The organism is Aquisalimonas lutea (assembly GCF_030409225.1).
Lineage (GTDB): Bacteria > Pseudomonadota > Gammaproteobacteria > Nitrococcales > Aquisalimonadaceae > Aquisalimonas > Aquisalimonas lutea.
Genome location: NZ_JAUFPK010000001.1, coordinates 1,830,450 through 1,845,795, shown reverse-complemented (window position 1 = coordinate 1,845,795; position 15,346 = coordinate 1,830,450). Strand labels below are relative to the sequence as shown.

Genomic DNA, 15,346 nt, shown 5'->3' with positions numbered 1-15,346 from the left:
CTTTGCCCCCGCCGCCCCTGCCTCCCGCGAGGCCTCACGAATCTTCCAGGGATACTATGGAGCCGCTGGACTACTGCCGCGACAAGATCGCCGCCCCCGGATCGGCGGTCTACTACACCCTGCGCTTCGCGCCGCCGGACCAGCACGACGCTCTGCTGGCCCTGCATGCGCTGCATGCCGAGATCACCGAGATCCCCGACGAGGTCTCGGAAGCCGCGGTGGGCGAGGTCAAGCTGAACTGGTGGCGCGAGGAGATCGAGCGCCTGTTCGCCGGCTCGCCGCGACACCCCGCCAGCCAGGCCCTGGCGCCGGCCATCGAGAGCCATGGGCTGACAGCAGACGACCTCCGGGAGATGATCGAGGGCGCCGCCATGGACCTGGCCTACGGCAGCTACCCGAGCTTCCGCGAGCTCTCGGTCTACTGCCATCGCACCGGCGGCGCGTTCGCCCATCTCCTGGTCCGCATCGCCGGCACCGACAGCACCGCGGCCACCCGCTTCGCCCATGACCTGGGCATGGCCCGAGCCCTGCGCCGGCGGCTGCTCAGCGTCCGCCGGGATGCCCGCGCCGGCCGGGTGTACATCCCCGAGGACGAGCTGCGCCAGGCCGGCATCCAGCGCGAGGACCTGCTGCGGGACGAGACCGACGAGGCCATGCGCGCGCTGTTCCGGCAGCAGGCCGAGCGCATCCTGGCGTTCATCGCGCAGGCGGAATCCCACCTCGACGACGCCGAGCGGGCGCGGCTGCGGAGTGGTATCATCCTCGCCGCGCTGGACCGGGCGCTGCTCCGGGAGATGGCGCAGGAGGATTTCCCGTTGCTCGAACGCGGCTTCGAACTCACGCCGCTGCGGCGCCTGTGGATCGCCTGGCGCACCGCGCGCCGCCAGCAGCGGCTCAGCAGAAAGGCAGGTGGATGAGCGAAGACAACCACATCCGTGAAGCGCTGATCCCGCAGGACTACGCACCCGAGGCGGATCTGCTGGCGGGGCGTACCGTTCTGGTGACCGGAGCCGCCGCCGGCCTCGGCCGCGCCCTGGCCCAGGCGTGTGCCGGCCGCGGCGCCACGGTGGTGCTGGTGGACAAGGACCTCAAGCAGCTGGAAGCGGTGTACGATGCCATCGAGACCGCGGGCCACCCGCAGCCGGTACTGCACCCGCTGAACCTGGAAGGCGTCGGACCGGCGGATTACCTGGAGCTGGCCTCGGCCCTGGACCGGGAGCTCGGCCGGCTGGACGTGCTGATCCACAACGCCGCCATGCTCGGCGAGCTCTCGCCCATGCACCAGTACGATCCCGAGCTCTGGGCGCGCACCCTGCATGTCAACGTCAACGCGCCGTTCCTGCTCAACCAGGCCCTTCTGGGCCTGCTGCAGCGTTCCGACCGGGGCCGCATCCTGTTCGTCAGCGACCGCGCGGGCCGGCGCGGGCACGCGTTCTGGGGCGCCTACGGCGTATCCAAGTTCGCCCAGGAAGGCATGATGGAGACGCTGGCCGCCGAGCTGGGCGAGCGCAGCCCGGTGCGGACCATGAGTGTCGACCCCGGCGTCATGAACACGGCGCTGCGCCGGCAGGGCTACCCGGGCGAGGACAGCGCCAGCCTGCCCCGCCCCGACGACGTGGCGCAACGCCTGCTCTACCCGCTGGGGCCGGCGGGTGATGCCCTTCAGGGCGTGCGCCTGAGCCTGGCCTCCGGAAACGGTAAGGGGATGTCATGACCACAACCGCACGGGAAAACGAGATGAGCCACAACAACGCCGCCGAGAAACCGTTCGGGATCCGGCTGACCCTGCCGGAAGGCGATCCGCGTCGCGCGGAGCATCTGCTCGGGCCGGACTGGGAGGCCTACCGCTGGTATGCCACGCGGGAAGAGCGCGACCGGGCGATGGCCGACATGCGCGGCCAGCACCCCTACTATCAGCGCGGCGAGCGCCCGTCCGTGCTGTGCGAGCCGGTGGACCGCTGAGCCGGCGGGCGGCGCCACCACCCGCCGGGCCCGTGGCGGCGGGGCTCAGCTGTCGCCGTTGGCCCGCCGGGCGGTGTTGTGGCGAATGCGCGCCAGCTGCCCGCGCAGCTCCTCGGGAATGGTGACATCCGACCCGAGCATGAGCACCAGGCGCCGGACGTCGTCGTCCTTGGCGAGGATGCGCTGCAGGGCCCGCTGGACGCTGGGCTTGTCCAGGGCGTTCTGGAAGTCGCGCACCAGGTAGATGCCGTAGTGCCGGCTGGCGGCGATATACCCCAGGGCATCCGTGAAGCTGCGGGTGTGCGGAATGAAGATCCGCTCCGTTCCCAGCCGGTAGAGACCGTCGTTGGGCGACCAGCCGTAGACGGCGCGGCCGGTGGTCAGCGTCAGGCGCTTGAACGCCTCCACCACGCGATCGGGCTCGTGCGTCTCCAGCACGGCCAGGCGGAATTCCGAATCAATGACCTTGTGCAGGCTCTCCATCATGAGGCTCTTTCCCTTGCTCTATCGTGCTTCCGCGACCATGGCGCTCCGGCCGGCAGCCCGGTAATCACGGGCACCGCGCCGACTGCAGTACGTGTCGCTTCGTCTGCGGGTCCTTGCGCCATCGAAGCTTACCATGGACGGATCGTGCGGAAACATCCGTGATGCACTTCACCTTTCCGCCGATCCGCCCGCCTGCGCTCGCCCCGTGGGGCACATCACGCAAACCGGGCACAGCGAGCACCGGGGCCGGGGCCGGCAGCACTCGCTGCCCAGGCGCACGAGCAGCGCATGGTACTCGTTGAACAGCGCCGTGTCTGCGGGCAGGGCGTGCTCGAACACCGCAGCCACCTGCCGGTACGTCTCGTCGCCCCGCAGGAGCTCCAGCCGCGCGAAGATCCGGCGCGTGTAGGCGTCCACCACGAACACCGGGCGATGATAGACGTACAGGAGAATGCTGTCCGCGGTCTCCTCGCCGACCCCCTTGATGCCCAGCAGCCGTTGTCGCAGGGCGGCCGTGGACCACGACCGCCAGCCCTCGACGCCGCCGTCGTCCAGCAGGGCGGCGGTGAGATTGCGCAGCCGGGTCACCTTGATGTTGTAGTAGCCGGCCGGACGGATCCGCTCCGCCAGGTGCGCCGGCTCCAGGGCCATGAGCGCCGCCGGCTCCAGGGCGCCGACGGCACGCAGGTTCGCCAGGGCCCGCTCGACGTTGCGCCAGGCGGTGTTCTGGGTGAGCACGGCCCCCGCCATCACCTCGAAGTCCGTGGTCGCCGGCCACCAGTGCTGGGGACCGTAGGCACCGTAGAGCACGTCGAAGACGGTGCGCACGTCCGCCACGCTCACCGCCGTCGCGCCGCCCTGCGCGGCTTGCGCTGCTGCCTGCCGCCCCCCTGGGGCAGCGAGGCGCTGATGGCGGCGTCGGGGTCCAGGTCCACCGCCCGGCAGAGCGCGCGCACGGCGTCGCTGTCCAGGAAGCGGTAGCGTCCCCGGGGCAGATCCTCGGGCAGGCGCACGGGCCCGTAGCGCACCCGGATGAGGCGGCTCACGGTCACGCCCTGGGATTCCCACAGGCGGCGCACCTCCCGCTGCCGGCCCTCGCGCACCACCACGTGGTACCAGACGTTCTCGCCGGTGCCGCCCACGGGCTCGACGGAGTCGAAGCGCGCCTCGCCGTCGTCCAGCGTCACCCCGGCGACCAGGCGGTCGACGACGCTCTGCTCGACGGTCCCGTAGAGGCGGCACGCGTACTCGCGCTCGAGCTGCCACTTCGGGTGCATGAGCCGGTTGGCCAGCTCGCCGTCATTGGTGAACAGCAGCAGGCCGAGGGTGTTGAGATCCAGGCGGCCGACGTTGATCCAGCGTCCCTGGCCGAGCCGCGGCAGGCTCTCGAACACCGTGGGCCGGCCCTCCGGGTCCTGGCGGCTGGTCACCTCGCCCACCGGCTTGTGGTAGACCAGCACCTTGCGGCGCAGGCCCGCCAGGCGCTCCCGGGCCACGCGGTGGCCGTCCACGGTGATGTGCTCGGTGCCGGTCACCCGGTCGCCCAGGGTCGCCACCCGGCCGTCGACGCGCACCCGGCCGTCGCGGATCCAGCCCTCCAGCTCCCGGCGCGAGCCCAGCCCCGCCCGTGCCAGCACCTTCTGGAGCTTCTCGTCAGTCATCGTTGCGCTCCTCGTCCGGGCCGGCGGCGGACGCCGCCGCCCCGTCGGCATTGTCCTCGGGGAACCGGAGATCCAGCTCCGGGTGCAGGTCGTCCAGGTCCCGCAGCTCGAGCAGAGACGGCAGCTCCTCCAGGCTGGCGAGGTTGAAATAGTCCAGGAACTGCCGCGTGGTCCCGTACATGGCGGGGCGGCCGGGGACGTCGCGATGGCCCACGCTGCGGATCCAGCCGCGCTCCTGGAGCGTGCGCATGATGTTGGTGTTCACGGACACGCCGCGGATGTCCTCGATCTCGCCCCGGGTGACCGGCTGGCGGTAGGCGATGATGGCCAGGGTCTCCAGCAGAGCCCGGGAGTACCGCTGGGGCTTCTCCTCCCACAGCCGGCTCACCCACGGCGCCAGCTCCGTGCGCACCTGGATGCGAAAGCCGCTGGCCAGCTCGCGCAGCTCGATGCCGCGGCCGTCGTAGTCCGCGGCCAGCTCCGCCAGGGCCGCACGCAGGGCGCTCTTGTCCGGGATGCGGTCGCGCTCGAACAGCGACTGCATGTGCTCCAGCGACAGCGGCCCGCCGGCGGCGAGCAGCGAGGCCTCCAGGATGTGCTTGAGCTCGGGGGTCGCCATGGACGTGCCAGCCTCTCAGGATATGCCCGCCGTCATCAGGCCCGGGCCCGGACATGGATGGGGGCCAGCGGCTCGGCCTGGACCACCTCCACCAGGTGCGCCTTCATCAGCTCCAGCACCGCCAGGAAGCCCACGACCACGCCGGCCCGCCCCTCCTGCGGGTTGAGCAGCTCGGTGAAGGTCACGAAGCGCTCGCTTTCCAGCCGCGCCAGGGTCTCGGTCATGCGCTCGCGCACCGACAGCGCCTCTTTCTGCACGTGGTGATGGGTGAACATCTCCGCCCGGGTCATGACGTCGGCCAGGGCGGCCAGGAGCTCGCGCATGTCCACCTCGGGCCGGCGGCGCTCGGGCTCCGCATCCGGGGCCTCCACCACCGCCGGGAACACGTCCCGCCCTTCCCGCGGCAGCGCGTCCAGGTTCTCGCCGGCGATCTTGTAGCGCTCGTACTCCTGCAGGCGGCGCACCAGCTCGGCCCGCGGGTCCTCCTCGTCCTCCTCCGCCGCCGGGGGCCGCGGCAGCAGCGTCCGCGACTTGATCTCCGCCAGCACGGCGGCCATGACCAGGTACTCCGCCGCCAGCTCCAGGCGCAGCTCCTTCATGACCTCCACGTACTCCATGTACTGGCGGGTAATGGCCGCGATGGGGATGTCCAGGATGTTGAGGTTCTGGCGGCGGATCAGGTACAGGAGCAGGTCCAGCGGCCCCTCGAAGGTCTCCAGGAAGACCTCCAGGGCGTCCGGCGGGATGTACAGATCCCTCGGCAGCTCCCGCACGGGCTCGCCGCGCACGCGCACGGCGGTCCCGGGAGCCGCCTGATCAGGCAGGAGATGGTCCGTATCCGCCGTTTCCGTCACCCGTCCTCCCGGAGATCACCAGTAGCGCAGGCCCATGACCCGCCGGACGTCGTCCAGCGTCTCGCGCGCGCAGTCCCGCGCCTCCTCGACTCCGGAGGCGACGATGCTGCGCACGGTCTCGGGGTCGTTCTCGTAGGCGCGGGCGCGCTCGCGGATGGGCCGCAGCTCCGACTGCACGGCCTCGATCACCGGCTTCTTGCAGTCCAGGCAGCCGATGCCCGCGGTGCGGCAGCCGTGCTGCACCCAGTCCTGGGTGTCCGCGTCCGAATACGTCTTGTGGAAGTCCCACACCGGGCACTTCTCCGGCTCCCCCGGGTCGGTGCGCCGCACCCGGGCCGGGTCCGTGGGCATGGTGCGGATCTTCTGCTCCACCTCCTCGGGCTCGTCCCGCAGGGAGATGGTGTTGTTGTACGACTTGGACATCTTGCGGCCGTCAAGCCCCGGCATGCGCGGCGACGGCGTCAGCATGGCCCGGGGTTCCGGGAGCACGATCACGCCGCTGCCGTCGAGATACCCGTACAGCCGCTCGCGGTCCGCCAGGGTGATGTTCTGCTGGTTGTCCAGCAGCGCCCGGGCGACGTCCAGGGATTCGGTATCGCCGTGCTCCTGGTACTTGCGGCGCAGATCCAGGTAGAGCTTGTTGTTCTTCTTGCCCATCTTCCGCGCCGCCGCCAGGGCCTTGTCCTCGAAGCCGGGCTCGCGGCCGAACTGGTGGTTGAAGCGCCGCGCGATCTCCCGGGTCAGCTCCACGTGGGCCACCTGGTCCTCGCCCACGGGCACGCCGGTGGCCCGGTAGATGAGGATGTCGGCGGACTGCAGCAGCGGGTAGCCCAGGAAGCCGTAGGTGGCCAGGTCGCGATCGCGCAGCTGCTCCTGCTGGTCCTTGTAGGTGGGCACGCGCTCGAGCCAGCCCAGCGGCGTGACCATGGACAGCAGCAGGTGCAGCTCGGCGTGCTCGGGCACCCGCGACTGGATGAACACCCGCGCCAGGCTGGGATCGACACCGCAGGCCAGCCAGTCGATGAGCATCTCCCAGACGTTACCGGCCAGGATTTCGCGTTCCTCGTAGTGGGTGGTCAGGGCGTGCCAGTCGGCGACGAAAAAGAAGCACTCGTGCTCCTTCTGCAGGTCGATCCAGTTCTTCAGCACCCCGTGATAGTGCCCCAGGTGCAGCCGCCCGGTGGGCCGCATGCCGGACAGTACGCGGCTCTGCCGTGCCGGTAGCGAACTCAACGCGAACTCCTTTCAAACACCACAATGGCCGGCCATCATACCCGCTCGCCGTAGGCCGGCACAGACTTGGATGATCACTTCGGAACAAGCGGGGCACGCCAAGCCCCGTGGCCGGCCTGGGGCAGGGCATGTCCGGTAGGGCGACTCGCGGAGGCCCGCCGCGCAGGCCGCCCGGCCCGGAGGGGACAGGCGCAGGAATGCGGCCACATGCCCGCCCCAGCCTGGCCGGCGTCGTGTCGGGCGAGAGGCAGCGGGGACCACGGGCAGGGCTCCGGAGCTCCGCCTTTTCCGTCGCTCCGGGCTGGCCGAGCGACAGCACGTCCCTGTGCTGACGCTCGGTTGCTTCATCCCTGAAGCAACCCCTTCGGGGCCGGACGCCCTGCGCGACGGGGCTCCGCTAGTCGCCCTGCCCGTGGTCCCCGCTGCCTCTCGCCCGACACGACCACCGCCTCAGCTTTCCTCGAAGACGGTGGCATCCCCGGCGCCCCGGCGCATCACCTCGGGGACCTCATCGGTCAGGTCCACCACCGTGGACGGCTCCATGCCGCAGGGCCCGCCGTCGATGACCAGGTCCACCTGCTTGCCGATGCGCTCGCGGATCTCCGGCGCCTCGGGGAACGGCATGTCCTGCCCGGGCAGCAGCAGGCTGGTGGTCATGATGGGCTCGCCCACGTACTCCGGCAGCGCCCGGGCGATGGCGTGATCGGGCACGCGGATGCCGATGGTCTTGCGCTTCGGGTGCTGCAGCCGCCGCGGCACCTCGCTGGTCGCGCGCAGGACGAACGTATACGGCCCGGGGGTGAACGCCTTGAGCAGCCGGTACGCCGTGTTCTCCACCTTGGCGTAGACGCCGATATCCGACAGATCCCGGCACAGCAGCGTGAAGTTGTGCTCGTCGCCCAGCTGGCGGATCCGGCGGATCCGGTCCACCGCGCCCTTCTCGCCCATGGCGCAGCCCAGGGCGTAGGTCGAGTCCGTCGGGTAGACCACCACCCCGCCCTCCCGGATGATGGCCGCGGCCTGCTTCATCAGTCGCGGCTGCGGTGTCTCGGGATGGACCTCGAAATACTGGCTCATGACGCCCCCGCGGTTGCCGATGTATCGAACGGATGCCGTCCACGAATGTCCATTGTAACGGGACAGGCGCGCTGCGGCAGCGCGCGCCCGGGCATGGGACGCCGTCCGCGCACGCGCGCTGGCCATCGTCGCTGAAAAGTTAGTAACCTCGGCACCTGTTGCCCGAGACGGACACACAAGGCGGATCACACCATGCTCTACACGATTGTCAGCGAGGATGTCGAAGACAGCCTGCCGCTCCGCAAGGAAGCCCGGGCGGCCCACCTGGAGCGCCTGGAGGCACTCAAGGCCGAGGGGCGCCTGCTCCTTGCCGGCCCCAACCCGGCGGTGGACAGCGACGACCCGGGCCCGGCGGGGTTCACCGGCAGCGTCGTCATCGCCGAGTTCCCGTCGCTGGAGGACGCCCGGGCGTGGGCGGATGCCGACCCGTACGTGGCCGCGGGCGTGTACCGGTCGGTCGCAGTCAAACCCTTCAAGAAGGTGCTGCCATGACCGAGGAGCGCGTGGCCATGATCCGGGAGCGCCTGCAGGCGGCGCTCCCGGTCGAGCACCTGGAGGTCGCCGACGAGAGCCATCTTCACGCCGGCCACCCGGGCGCCCGCGAGGGCGGCGGCCACTTCCGCGTGCTGGTGGTCAGCGAGGCGTTCAGCGGCCGCCCGCCCCTGCAGCGCCACCGACTGGTCTACGATGCCATGGGTGACGCCATGCGACGGGATACCATCCATGCCCTCAGCATCCGCGCGCTGACACCGCAGGAACACGAGGGCGCGTCCGCATGAATGCGCAACTGCGGCTATGCGGGCTGGTGCTGTTTCTGCCCGCCCTGCTCGCCCTGAATGCGTGCGAACAGAACGCCAGTACGGCCGACAGCGGCGAGGACGTCCGTATCGTCGCCCGGGTCAACGACGAGCCCATCAGCGAGACCATGCTGGAGCTGCACGTCCGGCGCCGCACCGGCAAGAGCCTGGACGGCATCAGCGCCGACAAGCGCGAAACGCTCCTGCTGGAGCTCGTGGAGATGGCGCTGATCGCCCAGGATGCGCGCAGCAACGGCCTGGCCGACGATCCGCGGGTACGGGCCCGCATGCGCAACATGCACTACGCCGTCCTGGCCCAGGCCATGCTGGAGGACCTCAAGGGCCGCGCGGTCTCCGAGGATCGCATGCGCGAGCGCTTCAACGAGGCCGTGGCCAGCGGCGAGCACAGCCAGGAATTCCATGCGCGGCACATCCTGCTCCGCAGCGCCGAGGAAGCCCGGGAAGTCATCGAGGCACTGGACGACGGCGCCGACTTCGCCCGGCTCGCGCGGGAGCGATCCCACGGGCCCACCGCCTCCCGGGGCGGCGACCTGGGCTGGGTGGTCCCCGGCGAGATGGTGGCGACCTTCGGCGAGGCCATCAAGGAGCTGGAGGTGGGCGAGTACACCCACGAGCCCATCCGCACCCGCTACGGCCATCACGTAATCAAGCTCGAGGACCGGCGCGAGCGCGAGCCGCCGCGGTTCGAGCAGATGACCGGGCACCTCCGCAACGAGCTCGCCGAAGAGCGGATCAACGCCTACGTGCGGGACCTGCGGCAGAACGCCGACGTCGAGCTGTACCGGCCGAAGAACGACAGCGACAGCGAATAGCGGGCCCGTCGGATCACGCTGATGTCCCGTCCAGCAGCTGCCGGAACGCCGCCTCATCCAGGATGGTGACGCCGAGCTGCTCCGCCCGATCCCGCTTGGAACCCGCCGCCTCGCCGGCGACCACGTAGTCGGTCCGGCCCGAGACGCTGCCGGCGACCTTGCCGCCCAGGGCCTCGATGCGGGCCTTGGCGTCGTCGCGGGTCATCTCCTGGAGGGTTCCGGTGAGAACGAAGGTCTTGCCCGCCAGCGGGCGTTGCGCCGCGCCGCCGCGCACGCGCGCCCGGGAGCGGTCGCTGGCCCAGTGCAGGTGCTTGTCCGCCAGCAGCGTGTCCATGGCGGCCAACTCGCCCTCCAGCTCCGCGAGCGCCGCCCGCAGCCGCTCGCCCTCGGCCCCCGAGACGGGCAGCCGCTGGGGCGCCAGCGCGACCAGCTCCGGCAGGTGATCGATCTTCTGCGCCAGCTCCCGCGCCCGGGTCGGGCCGATCCTCGGCAGCCCCAGTGAGCCGATGACGGCCTCGGCGGTGATCGTGTCCAGGTACTCCGGGGCGAAGCCTTCGTCCCCGGTCACCCGGATCTCGCCCAGGAGGCGGTCCAGCCCGCGGGCATTGCGCTCATCGGCGAAGAACGAGCGGATCTCCTCGCCCATGGCCCGCCCCACGCCGGGGATCAGCGCGAACAGGACCGGATGCGCCCGCCGGATGAAATCCAGGTCCCCCACCTGCGCCGCCAGCAGCCGTGCGGTATCGTCGCCCACGCCCGGGATGCCGATGGCGTACAGCAGCCGGTCCAGCGGCACGTGGCGCCGGGCGTCGATACCGGCGAGCAGGTTGTTCGCCGAGACCTCGGCGAAGCCTTCCAGGGCCAGCAGCTGCTCCTTGGTCAGGCGAAAGACGTCCGCCAGCTCCCGGACCAGCCCGGTGTCCACCAGCTGCTCGGCGACCTTCTCGCCCAGGCCCTCGATATCCAGGGCCCGCCGGGAGGCGAAGTGGCGGACGGACTCCCGCAGCTGGGCGGGGCACTGGAGGCTGCCGACGCAGCGATAGTCCACCTCGCCTTCCGGCCGGATCACCTCGGCGCTGCACACCGGGCAGCGCTCGGGCATCTGCCAGGGCTCCGCCCCCGCTGGCCGGGCCTCGCGGTTGACGGACACGATCTCCGGGATGACATCGCCGGCCCGGCGCACCATGACCGTATCGCCCTCGCGCACGTCCTTGCGCCGCAGCTCGTCGAGGTTGTGCAGTGTCGCCCGGCTGACCGTCACGCCGCCCACCTCCACCGGCTCCAGCTCGGCCACCGGGGTGATGGCCCCGGTACGGCCCACCGAGGGCAGGATGCGGCGCACCCGGGTGGTGGCCTCGCGGGCAGGGAGCTTGGACGCGACGGCCCAGCGCGGCGCCCGGGCGGTAAAGCCCAGGCGCTCCCGCAGCCGCAGGTCGTCGACCTTGAACACCACGCCGTCGATCTCGTAGTCGAGGCTGTCACGGCGCGCCAGCAGCTCATCGTAGTACGCGAGGCAGGCGTCCAGCCCGTCGAGCCGGCGCACCTCGCGGTTGATCCGGAAGCCCCAGGCGCCCAGCTGCTCCAGTACCTGCCAGTGGCTATCGCCCAGCGGCATGCTGCACTCGCCCACGCCGAAGACGAACAGCGTCAGCGGCCGGCGCGCCGCCACCTGCGGATCCAGCTGGCGCAGGCTGCCGGCCGCGGCGTTGCGCGGGTTGGCGAACGGGCGCTCGCCCTCCTGCAGACGCGCGGCGTTGAGGCGCTCGAAGTCCTGGCGCCGGATGACCACCTCGCCCCGCACCTCCAGCCGCTCCGGCACCGGCCCGGCACGCAGGCGCAAGGGCACGCTGCGCACGGTGCGCACGTTGCCGGTGATGTCCTCGCCGACGCGGCCGTCCCCCCGCGTCCCGGCCTGGACCAGCACCCCCTGCTCGTAGCGCAGGCTCAGGGACAGGCCGTCGAGCTTGGGCTCGCCCACGTAGCGGACGTCCGCCAGCCCCGCCCGCTCACGCACGCGGCGGTCGAACTCCCGCAGCTCCTCGGCGCTGAAGGCGTTGTCCAGCGACAGCATGGGCCGGCCGTGGACCACCTCGCCGAAGCCTTCCGACGGCGGCGCGCCCACGCGCTGGGTGGGCGAATCCGGGGTCACCAGCTCCGGGTGCGCCGCCTCCAGCTCCTGGAGCTCGCGCAACAGGGCGTCGTAGTCCGCATCCGAGAGCACCGGCTCATCGAGCACGTAGTAGCGGTGGTTGTGCTCCTCGATCTGCTCGCGCAGGGCCGCGATGCGGCTGCGGGCCTGCTCGGTGCCTGCTTCGCTCATGCTCGTGTCCTTTAGCCCGAGTTCTTTCGACGGCGACAAGCGAATTTTGCCAAATCGCGCTCATTCCGGGGGCAGCAAATCTCGCTGCAGAGGACCATAATGGCAGTGAGGACGCACGTCATCCGGAACTTACGGTCGGCAGCACCGATCCAACCGGATGAACACGAGCGCCGGTGGCCGGCCCCCGGGCACGGGTAGCAGCACAGGATCCACGGCCGGTCACCTGGGTGTGTTGTCTTGCCAGCATTCCGCAGAGGGCCGGTTATGGTGAATAAGGATCAGCATCCCGAAACGCAGGAAACGAATCGCTTCGTCGACTCCCTGGTCGACTACACCAAGGCGCACAAGGCGAAGCACTGGGAGGGCACGTTCGGCGAATTCCTGCGGGAAGTGCTCCCCACCGCGCCCACCTTGCTGGCGCGGACCAGCCACCAGTACCTGTGGGACATGATCCGCTGGTACGGCTCGGAGCGCTCGGACGAAGGCGAGCACGTCACCCGCTACAACCTGTTCGCCAACGACCTGTTCGGGATGGACGAATCCCTGGAGCGGGTGGCCAACTACTTCAAGGCCGCCAGCGAAGGCTCCGAGGTCGGGCGCCGCCTGCTCCTGCTGCTGGGACCACCCTCCGGCGGCAAGTCCAGCCTGGTCACGCTGCTCAAGCGCGGCCTGGAAGAGTACAGCCTCACCGACGAAGGGGCGATGTACGCCATCAAGGGCTCGCCCATCCACGAGAATCCGCTGCTGCTCATTCCCCAGAGCAAGCGCGCCGAGTTCCGCGATACCTACGGCGTGGAGATCGAGGGCGAGCTGTCGCCGTACACCCGCGCCATGCTGGACGAGGAGTACGAGGGCGACTTCACGCAGGTACCGGTGGAGCGCGTGTTCATCAGCGAGGCCGGCCGCGTCGGTGTCGGCACCTATGCCCCCCACGATCCGACTACCGCGGACATCGCCGACCTGGTGGGCTCGGTGGACCTGTCCAAGGTGGCCGAGTACGGCGACGAGGGCAATCCGCGGGCCTGGTCGTGGTCCGGTGCGGTGTATGCCGCCAATCGCGGCATGCTGGAGATGATCGAGATCCTCAAGGTCAAGCGCGAGTTCCTGTACCTGCTGCTGACCCTGACCCAGGAGAAGAACATCAAGGTCTCGCGCTTCCCGCTCATCCACATGGACGAGACCATCGTCGCCCACACCAACCTGGCGGAGTTCCGCAAGTTCCTCCAGGAGAAGGAGAACGAGGCCCTTCTGGATCGCATGGTAATCATCCAGGTGCCGTACACGCTGCGCTACCAGGACGAGGCGCGGATCTACGACAAGCTCACCTCCTCGACGCCCACGTTCAAGGAGGTGCACCTGGACCCGCACGCCCTCAAGGTGGCGGCGGTGTTCGCCGTGCTGACGCGGCTCAAGCCCTCGGAGCGCGCGGATCTGGATCTCACCAAGAAGGTGCGGCTGCACGCCGGCGAGGATGTCGAAGGCATCTCCTACTCCGAGGTGGAGAAGATCCGCAACGAGAACCCCGACGAGGGTATGGACGGCATCAGCCCGCGCTTCGTGGTCAACACCCTGGCGGGGGCGATCAGCCGCAGCGAGAACAAGAGCCTCACGGCGCTGGACGTGCTCATCGCGCTCAAGGACGCCATCGAGTCCGACGCGCGCATGGACAGCAAGGAGAAGAAGACCTGGATCGACCTGCTGGTCACCGCGCGCAAGGACTTCTACAACCGCTGGGTCAAGGAGGACGTGCACAAGGCGCTGTTCGTCTCCTTCGAGCAGGAGGCCCAGGACCTGCTGGAGAAGTACCTGGACGAGGTGGAGGCGGTCCTGGACAGCCGCAAGGTGGAGGACCCCATCACCGGCGAGGAACGCGAGGCGGACGAGCGCTTCCTCCGCGGCGTCGAGGAGAAGATCAGCATCTCCGATGCCGGCAAGCATTCCTTCCGCCAGGAGGTGGTACGCAAGGCCATGGGCGCGTACAAGCGCGGCGAGAAGTTCACCCTGGGCAGCCACGCCCGCCTGCGCGAGGCGGTGGAGCAGTACCTGTTCCAGGAGCGCCGGGACGTGCTGCGCCTGGTGACCTCCAGCGCCCGTCCCGACGAGGAGACCCAGAAGAAGGTCTCCGCCGTGGAGGACCGGCTGGTCAGCGATTACGGGTATGACGCACACAGCGCCCGCGAGGCACTGAACTACGTCACGACCCTGCTCTCCCAGGAATAACGGCCGAACCCCCGGGACATCCCCCGGGGACGGCCCGGAGGCAGCATGCGCGACGAAGACAGGCAGCCCGTATCCCGAATGGCGGTCAAGAACCGCTGGTACGATCTCTTCTCCCGCGGAGCCCGGGACTGGTTGCGGCACAACGAAAAGGTCCGGGAGGCGGTGCGCGATCAACTCTCGGACATGGTCACCGGCTCGGACATCCTCAGCCGCCCGGGCGACCGCACGGTGCAGGTGCCGGTGCGGTTCATGGAGCACTACCGTTTCCGCCTGCGCGACCCCCACGAGGACGACGGCGTCGGCCAGGGCAGCGGCCAGCCCGGTGACGTCTACCGCACCGGCGGCCAGCCTCGGCGGGGCCAGGGCGGCAGCGAAGGCGGCAGCGGCGAGGGCGAAATGCAGTTCGTCCTCGAGTTCCAGGTGGACGACATCGTCGACTGGATCTGGCAGGAGCTGGAGCTGCCGGACCTCAAGCCCAAGACCGCCGACGCCCTGCAGGACGACGAGCTCACCCCCGAGGGCTGGGACAAGCGCGGCCCGCGGGCGCGCCTGGACCGCCGGCGCACGGTCAAGGAGGCGGTGAAGCGGCGCGCCGTCCAGACCGACCCGGTTCCGTTCACCGACGACGACCTGCGCTACCGCCAGCTCTCCCGGCGCCGGCGCCCGGCCATGAACGCGGTGGTGGCCTTCATCCTGGACGTCTCTGCCAGCATGGACGCCAACCGCCGCAAGCTGGCCAAGGCGTTCTTCTTCTGGGCGAGCCAGGGCCTGCGCCGGCAGTACGGCAACATCGAGACGGTGTTCGTCGCCCACACCAACGAGGCCTGGGAATTCACCGAGGAAGAGTTCTTTCAGATCAGCGCCACCGGCGGCACGGTCGCCTCCAGCGGCTTCCGCAAGGTCCAGGAGATCTTCAGCGAGCGCTATCAGCCCAGCCAGTACAACCAGTACGTCTTCTACGCCTCGGACGGCGACAACTTCGCCGACGACCGCGACGCCGCCGAGGCCCTGGCCATGGAGCTGGGCAACCAGGTCAACTTCATGGGCTTCGTGGAGACGCCCCAGAACCGGTTCGAGGCGGCCCGCTCGGAGACGGGGCGATTGTTCAAGTCCCTGGAGGCGCGCAACTACCCGGTGAGCAGCTATACCGTCCACGGCAACGAGGATATCTGGGACGCGATCCGCGCGTTCTTCCGCCGCCAGGCCACCAGCGACGACAGCCAGCAGGCCGGATAGGGCCGGTTACCGCTGCGCGCGGCCGTCGCGGGCAGCGGTAACCGGCCC

Annotated in this window: 16 protein-coding genes; 8 read left to right on the top strand and 8 right to left on the bottom strand. The window is 70.0% G+C overall.

From position 1 onward, the window contains the following. Nucleotides 1-56 precede the first annotated feature (56 nt). Genes QWY84_RS08605 through QWY84_RS08595 form a run of 3 tightly spaced genes read left to right on the top strand, consistent with a single transcriptional unit; the run spans nt 57 to nt 1,962 of the window. Nucleotides 57-917: a squalene/phytoene synthase family protein gene (locus QWY84_RS08605; RefSeq protein WP_290202171.1), complete on the top strand. Its 861-nt coding sequence runs from the start codon at nt 57-59 to the stop codon at nt 915-917. Next, nucleotides 914-1,714 (top strand): SDR family NAD(P)-dependent oxidoreductase, encoded by an 801-nt coding sequence (locus QWY84_RS08600; RefSeq protein WP_290202170.1) that lies wholly within the window; start codon nt 914-916, stop codon nt 1,712-1,714. Before QWY84_RS08605 ends, QWY84_RS08600 begins: the two co-directional genes overlap by 4 nt. Beyond that, complete coding sequence (locus QWY84_RS08595) at nt 1,711-1,962, top strand: hypothetical protein (protein WP_290202169.1); 252 nt, start codon at nt 1,711-1,713, stop codon at nt 1,960-1,962. Before QWY84_RS08600 ends, QWY84_RS08595 begins: the two co-directional genes overlap by 4 nt. A 45-nt stretch (nt 1,963-2,007) precedes the next feature. On the opposite strand, the gene QWY84_RS08590 is transcribed toward QWY84_RS08595, so the two are convergent. The 7 genes from QWY84_RS08590 to QWY84_RS08560 form a co-directional block, all read right to left on the bottom strand. Next, nucleotides 2,008-2,448: a hypothetical protein gene (locus QWY84_RS08590; protein ID WP_290202168.1), complete on the bottom strand. Its 441-nt coding sequence runs from the start codon at nt 2,446-2,448 to the stop codon at nt 2,008-2,010. 168 nt (nt 2,449-2,616) lie between these two features. Further along, complete coding sequence (locus tag QWY84_RS08585) at nt 2,617-3,291, bottom strand: endonuclease III domain-containing protein (protein ID WP_435372975.1); 675 nt, start codon at nt 3,289-3,291, stop codon at nt 2,617-2,619. Continuing rightward, a complete protein-coding gene (gene rluB, locus QWY84_RS08580; RefSeq protein WP_290202166.1) occupies nt 3,288-4,109 on the bottom strand; it encodes a 23S rRNA pseudouridine(2605) synthase RluB in 822 nt (273 codons plus the stop codon). The genes QWY84_RS08585 and rluB overlap by 4 nt, the downstream gene beginning before the upstream one ends. Beyond that, nucleotides 4,102-4,728 (bottom strand): SMC-Scp complex subunit ScpB, encoded by a 627-nt coding sequence (gene scpB / locus QWY84_RS08575; RefSeq protein ID WP_290202165.1) that lies wholly within the window; start codon nt 4,726-4,728, stop codon nt 4,102-4,104. The genes rluB and scpB overlap by 8 nt, the downstream gene beginning before the upstream one ends. 35 nt (nt 4,729-4,763) lie before the next feature. Beyond that, entirely contained in the window at nt 4,764-5,582 is an 819-nt protein-coding gene (locus QWY84_RS08570; protein WP_435372974.1) for a segregation and condensation protein A, read from the bottom strand. A 15-nt stretch (nt 5,583-5,597) separates the two neighbouring features. Further along, nucleotides 5,598-6,815, bottom strand: a complete 1,218-nt coding sequence (locus tag QWY84_RS08565) for a tryptophan--tRNA ligase (protein WP_290202164.1) — start codon at nt 6,813-6,815, stop codon at nt 5,598-5,600. Nucleotides 6,816-7,265: 450 nt separating this feature from the next. After that, nucleotides 7,266-7,892: an L-threonylcarbamoyladenylate synthase gene (locus QWY84_RS08560; protein ID WP_290202163.1), complete on the bottom strand. Its 627-nt coding sequence runs from the start codon at nt 7,890-7,892 to the stop codon at nt 7,266-7,268. A gap of 192 nt (nt 7,893-8,084) precedes the next feature. Here QWY84_RS08560 and QWY84_RS08555 point away from each other — a divergent pair, with 192 nt between their 5' ends. Genes QWY84_RS08555 through QWY84_RS08545 form a run of 3 tightly spaced genes read left to right on the top strand, consistent with a single transcriptional unit; the run spans nt 8,085 to nt 9,522 of the window. Further along, complete coding sequence (locus tag QWY84_RS08555) at nt 8,085-8,384, top strand: YciI family protein (protein ID WP_290202162.1); 300 nt, start codon at nt 8,085-8,087, stop codon at nt 8,382-8,384. Then, on the top strand, nt 8,381-8,671 hold the full coding sequence (locus QWY84_RS08550) for a BolA family protein (RefSeq protein ID WP_290202161.1): 291 nt from the start codon (nt 8,381-8,383) through the stop codon (nt 8,669-8,671). The genes QWY84_RS08555 and QWY84_RS08550 overlap by 4 nt, the downstream gene beginning before the upstream one ends. Then, nucleotides 8,668-9,522 (top strand): peptidylprolyl isomerase, encoded by an 855-nt coding sequence (locus QWY84_RS08545; RefSeq protein ID WP_290202160.1) that lies wholly within the window; start codon nt 8,668-8,670, stop codon nt 9,520-9,522. Before QWY84_RS08550 ends, QWY84_RS08545 begins: the two co-directional genes overlap by 4 nt. Before the next feature lie 13 nt (nt 9,523-9,535). Here the strand turns inward: QWY84_RS08545 and ligA are convergent, their stop codons facing one another. Further along, nucleotides 9,536-11,842 (bottom strand): NAD-dependent DNA ligase LigA, encoded by a 2,307-nt coding sequence (gene ligA / locus QWY84_RS08540; protein ID WP_290202159.1) that lies wholly within the window; start codon nt 11,840-11,842, stop codon nt 9,536-9,538. A 264-nt stretch (nt 11,843-12,106) separates the two neighbouring features. On the opposite strand from ligA, the gene QWY84_RS08535 reads away from it, so the two are divergent. Together QWY84_RS08535 and QWY84_RS08530 are read left to right on the top strand one after the other, a co-directional pair. Then, entirely contained in the window at nt 12,107-14,062 is a 1,956-nt protein-coding gene (locus QWY84_RS08535) for a PrkA family serine protein kinase (protein ID WP_290202158.1), read from the top strand. 45 nt (nt 14,063-14,107) lie between these two features. Beyond that, nucleotides 14,108-15,298, top strand: coding sequence for a DUF444 family protein (locus QWY84_RS08530; protein ID WP_290202157.1), 1,191 nt, complete (start codon nt 14,108-14,110; stop codon nt 15,296-15,298). Nucleotides 15,299-15,346: the final 48 nt, after the last annotated feature.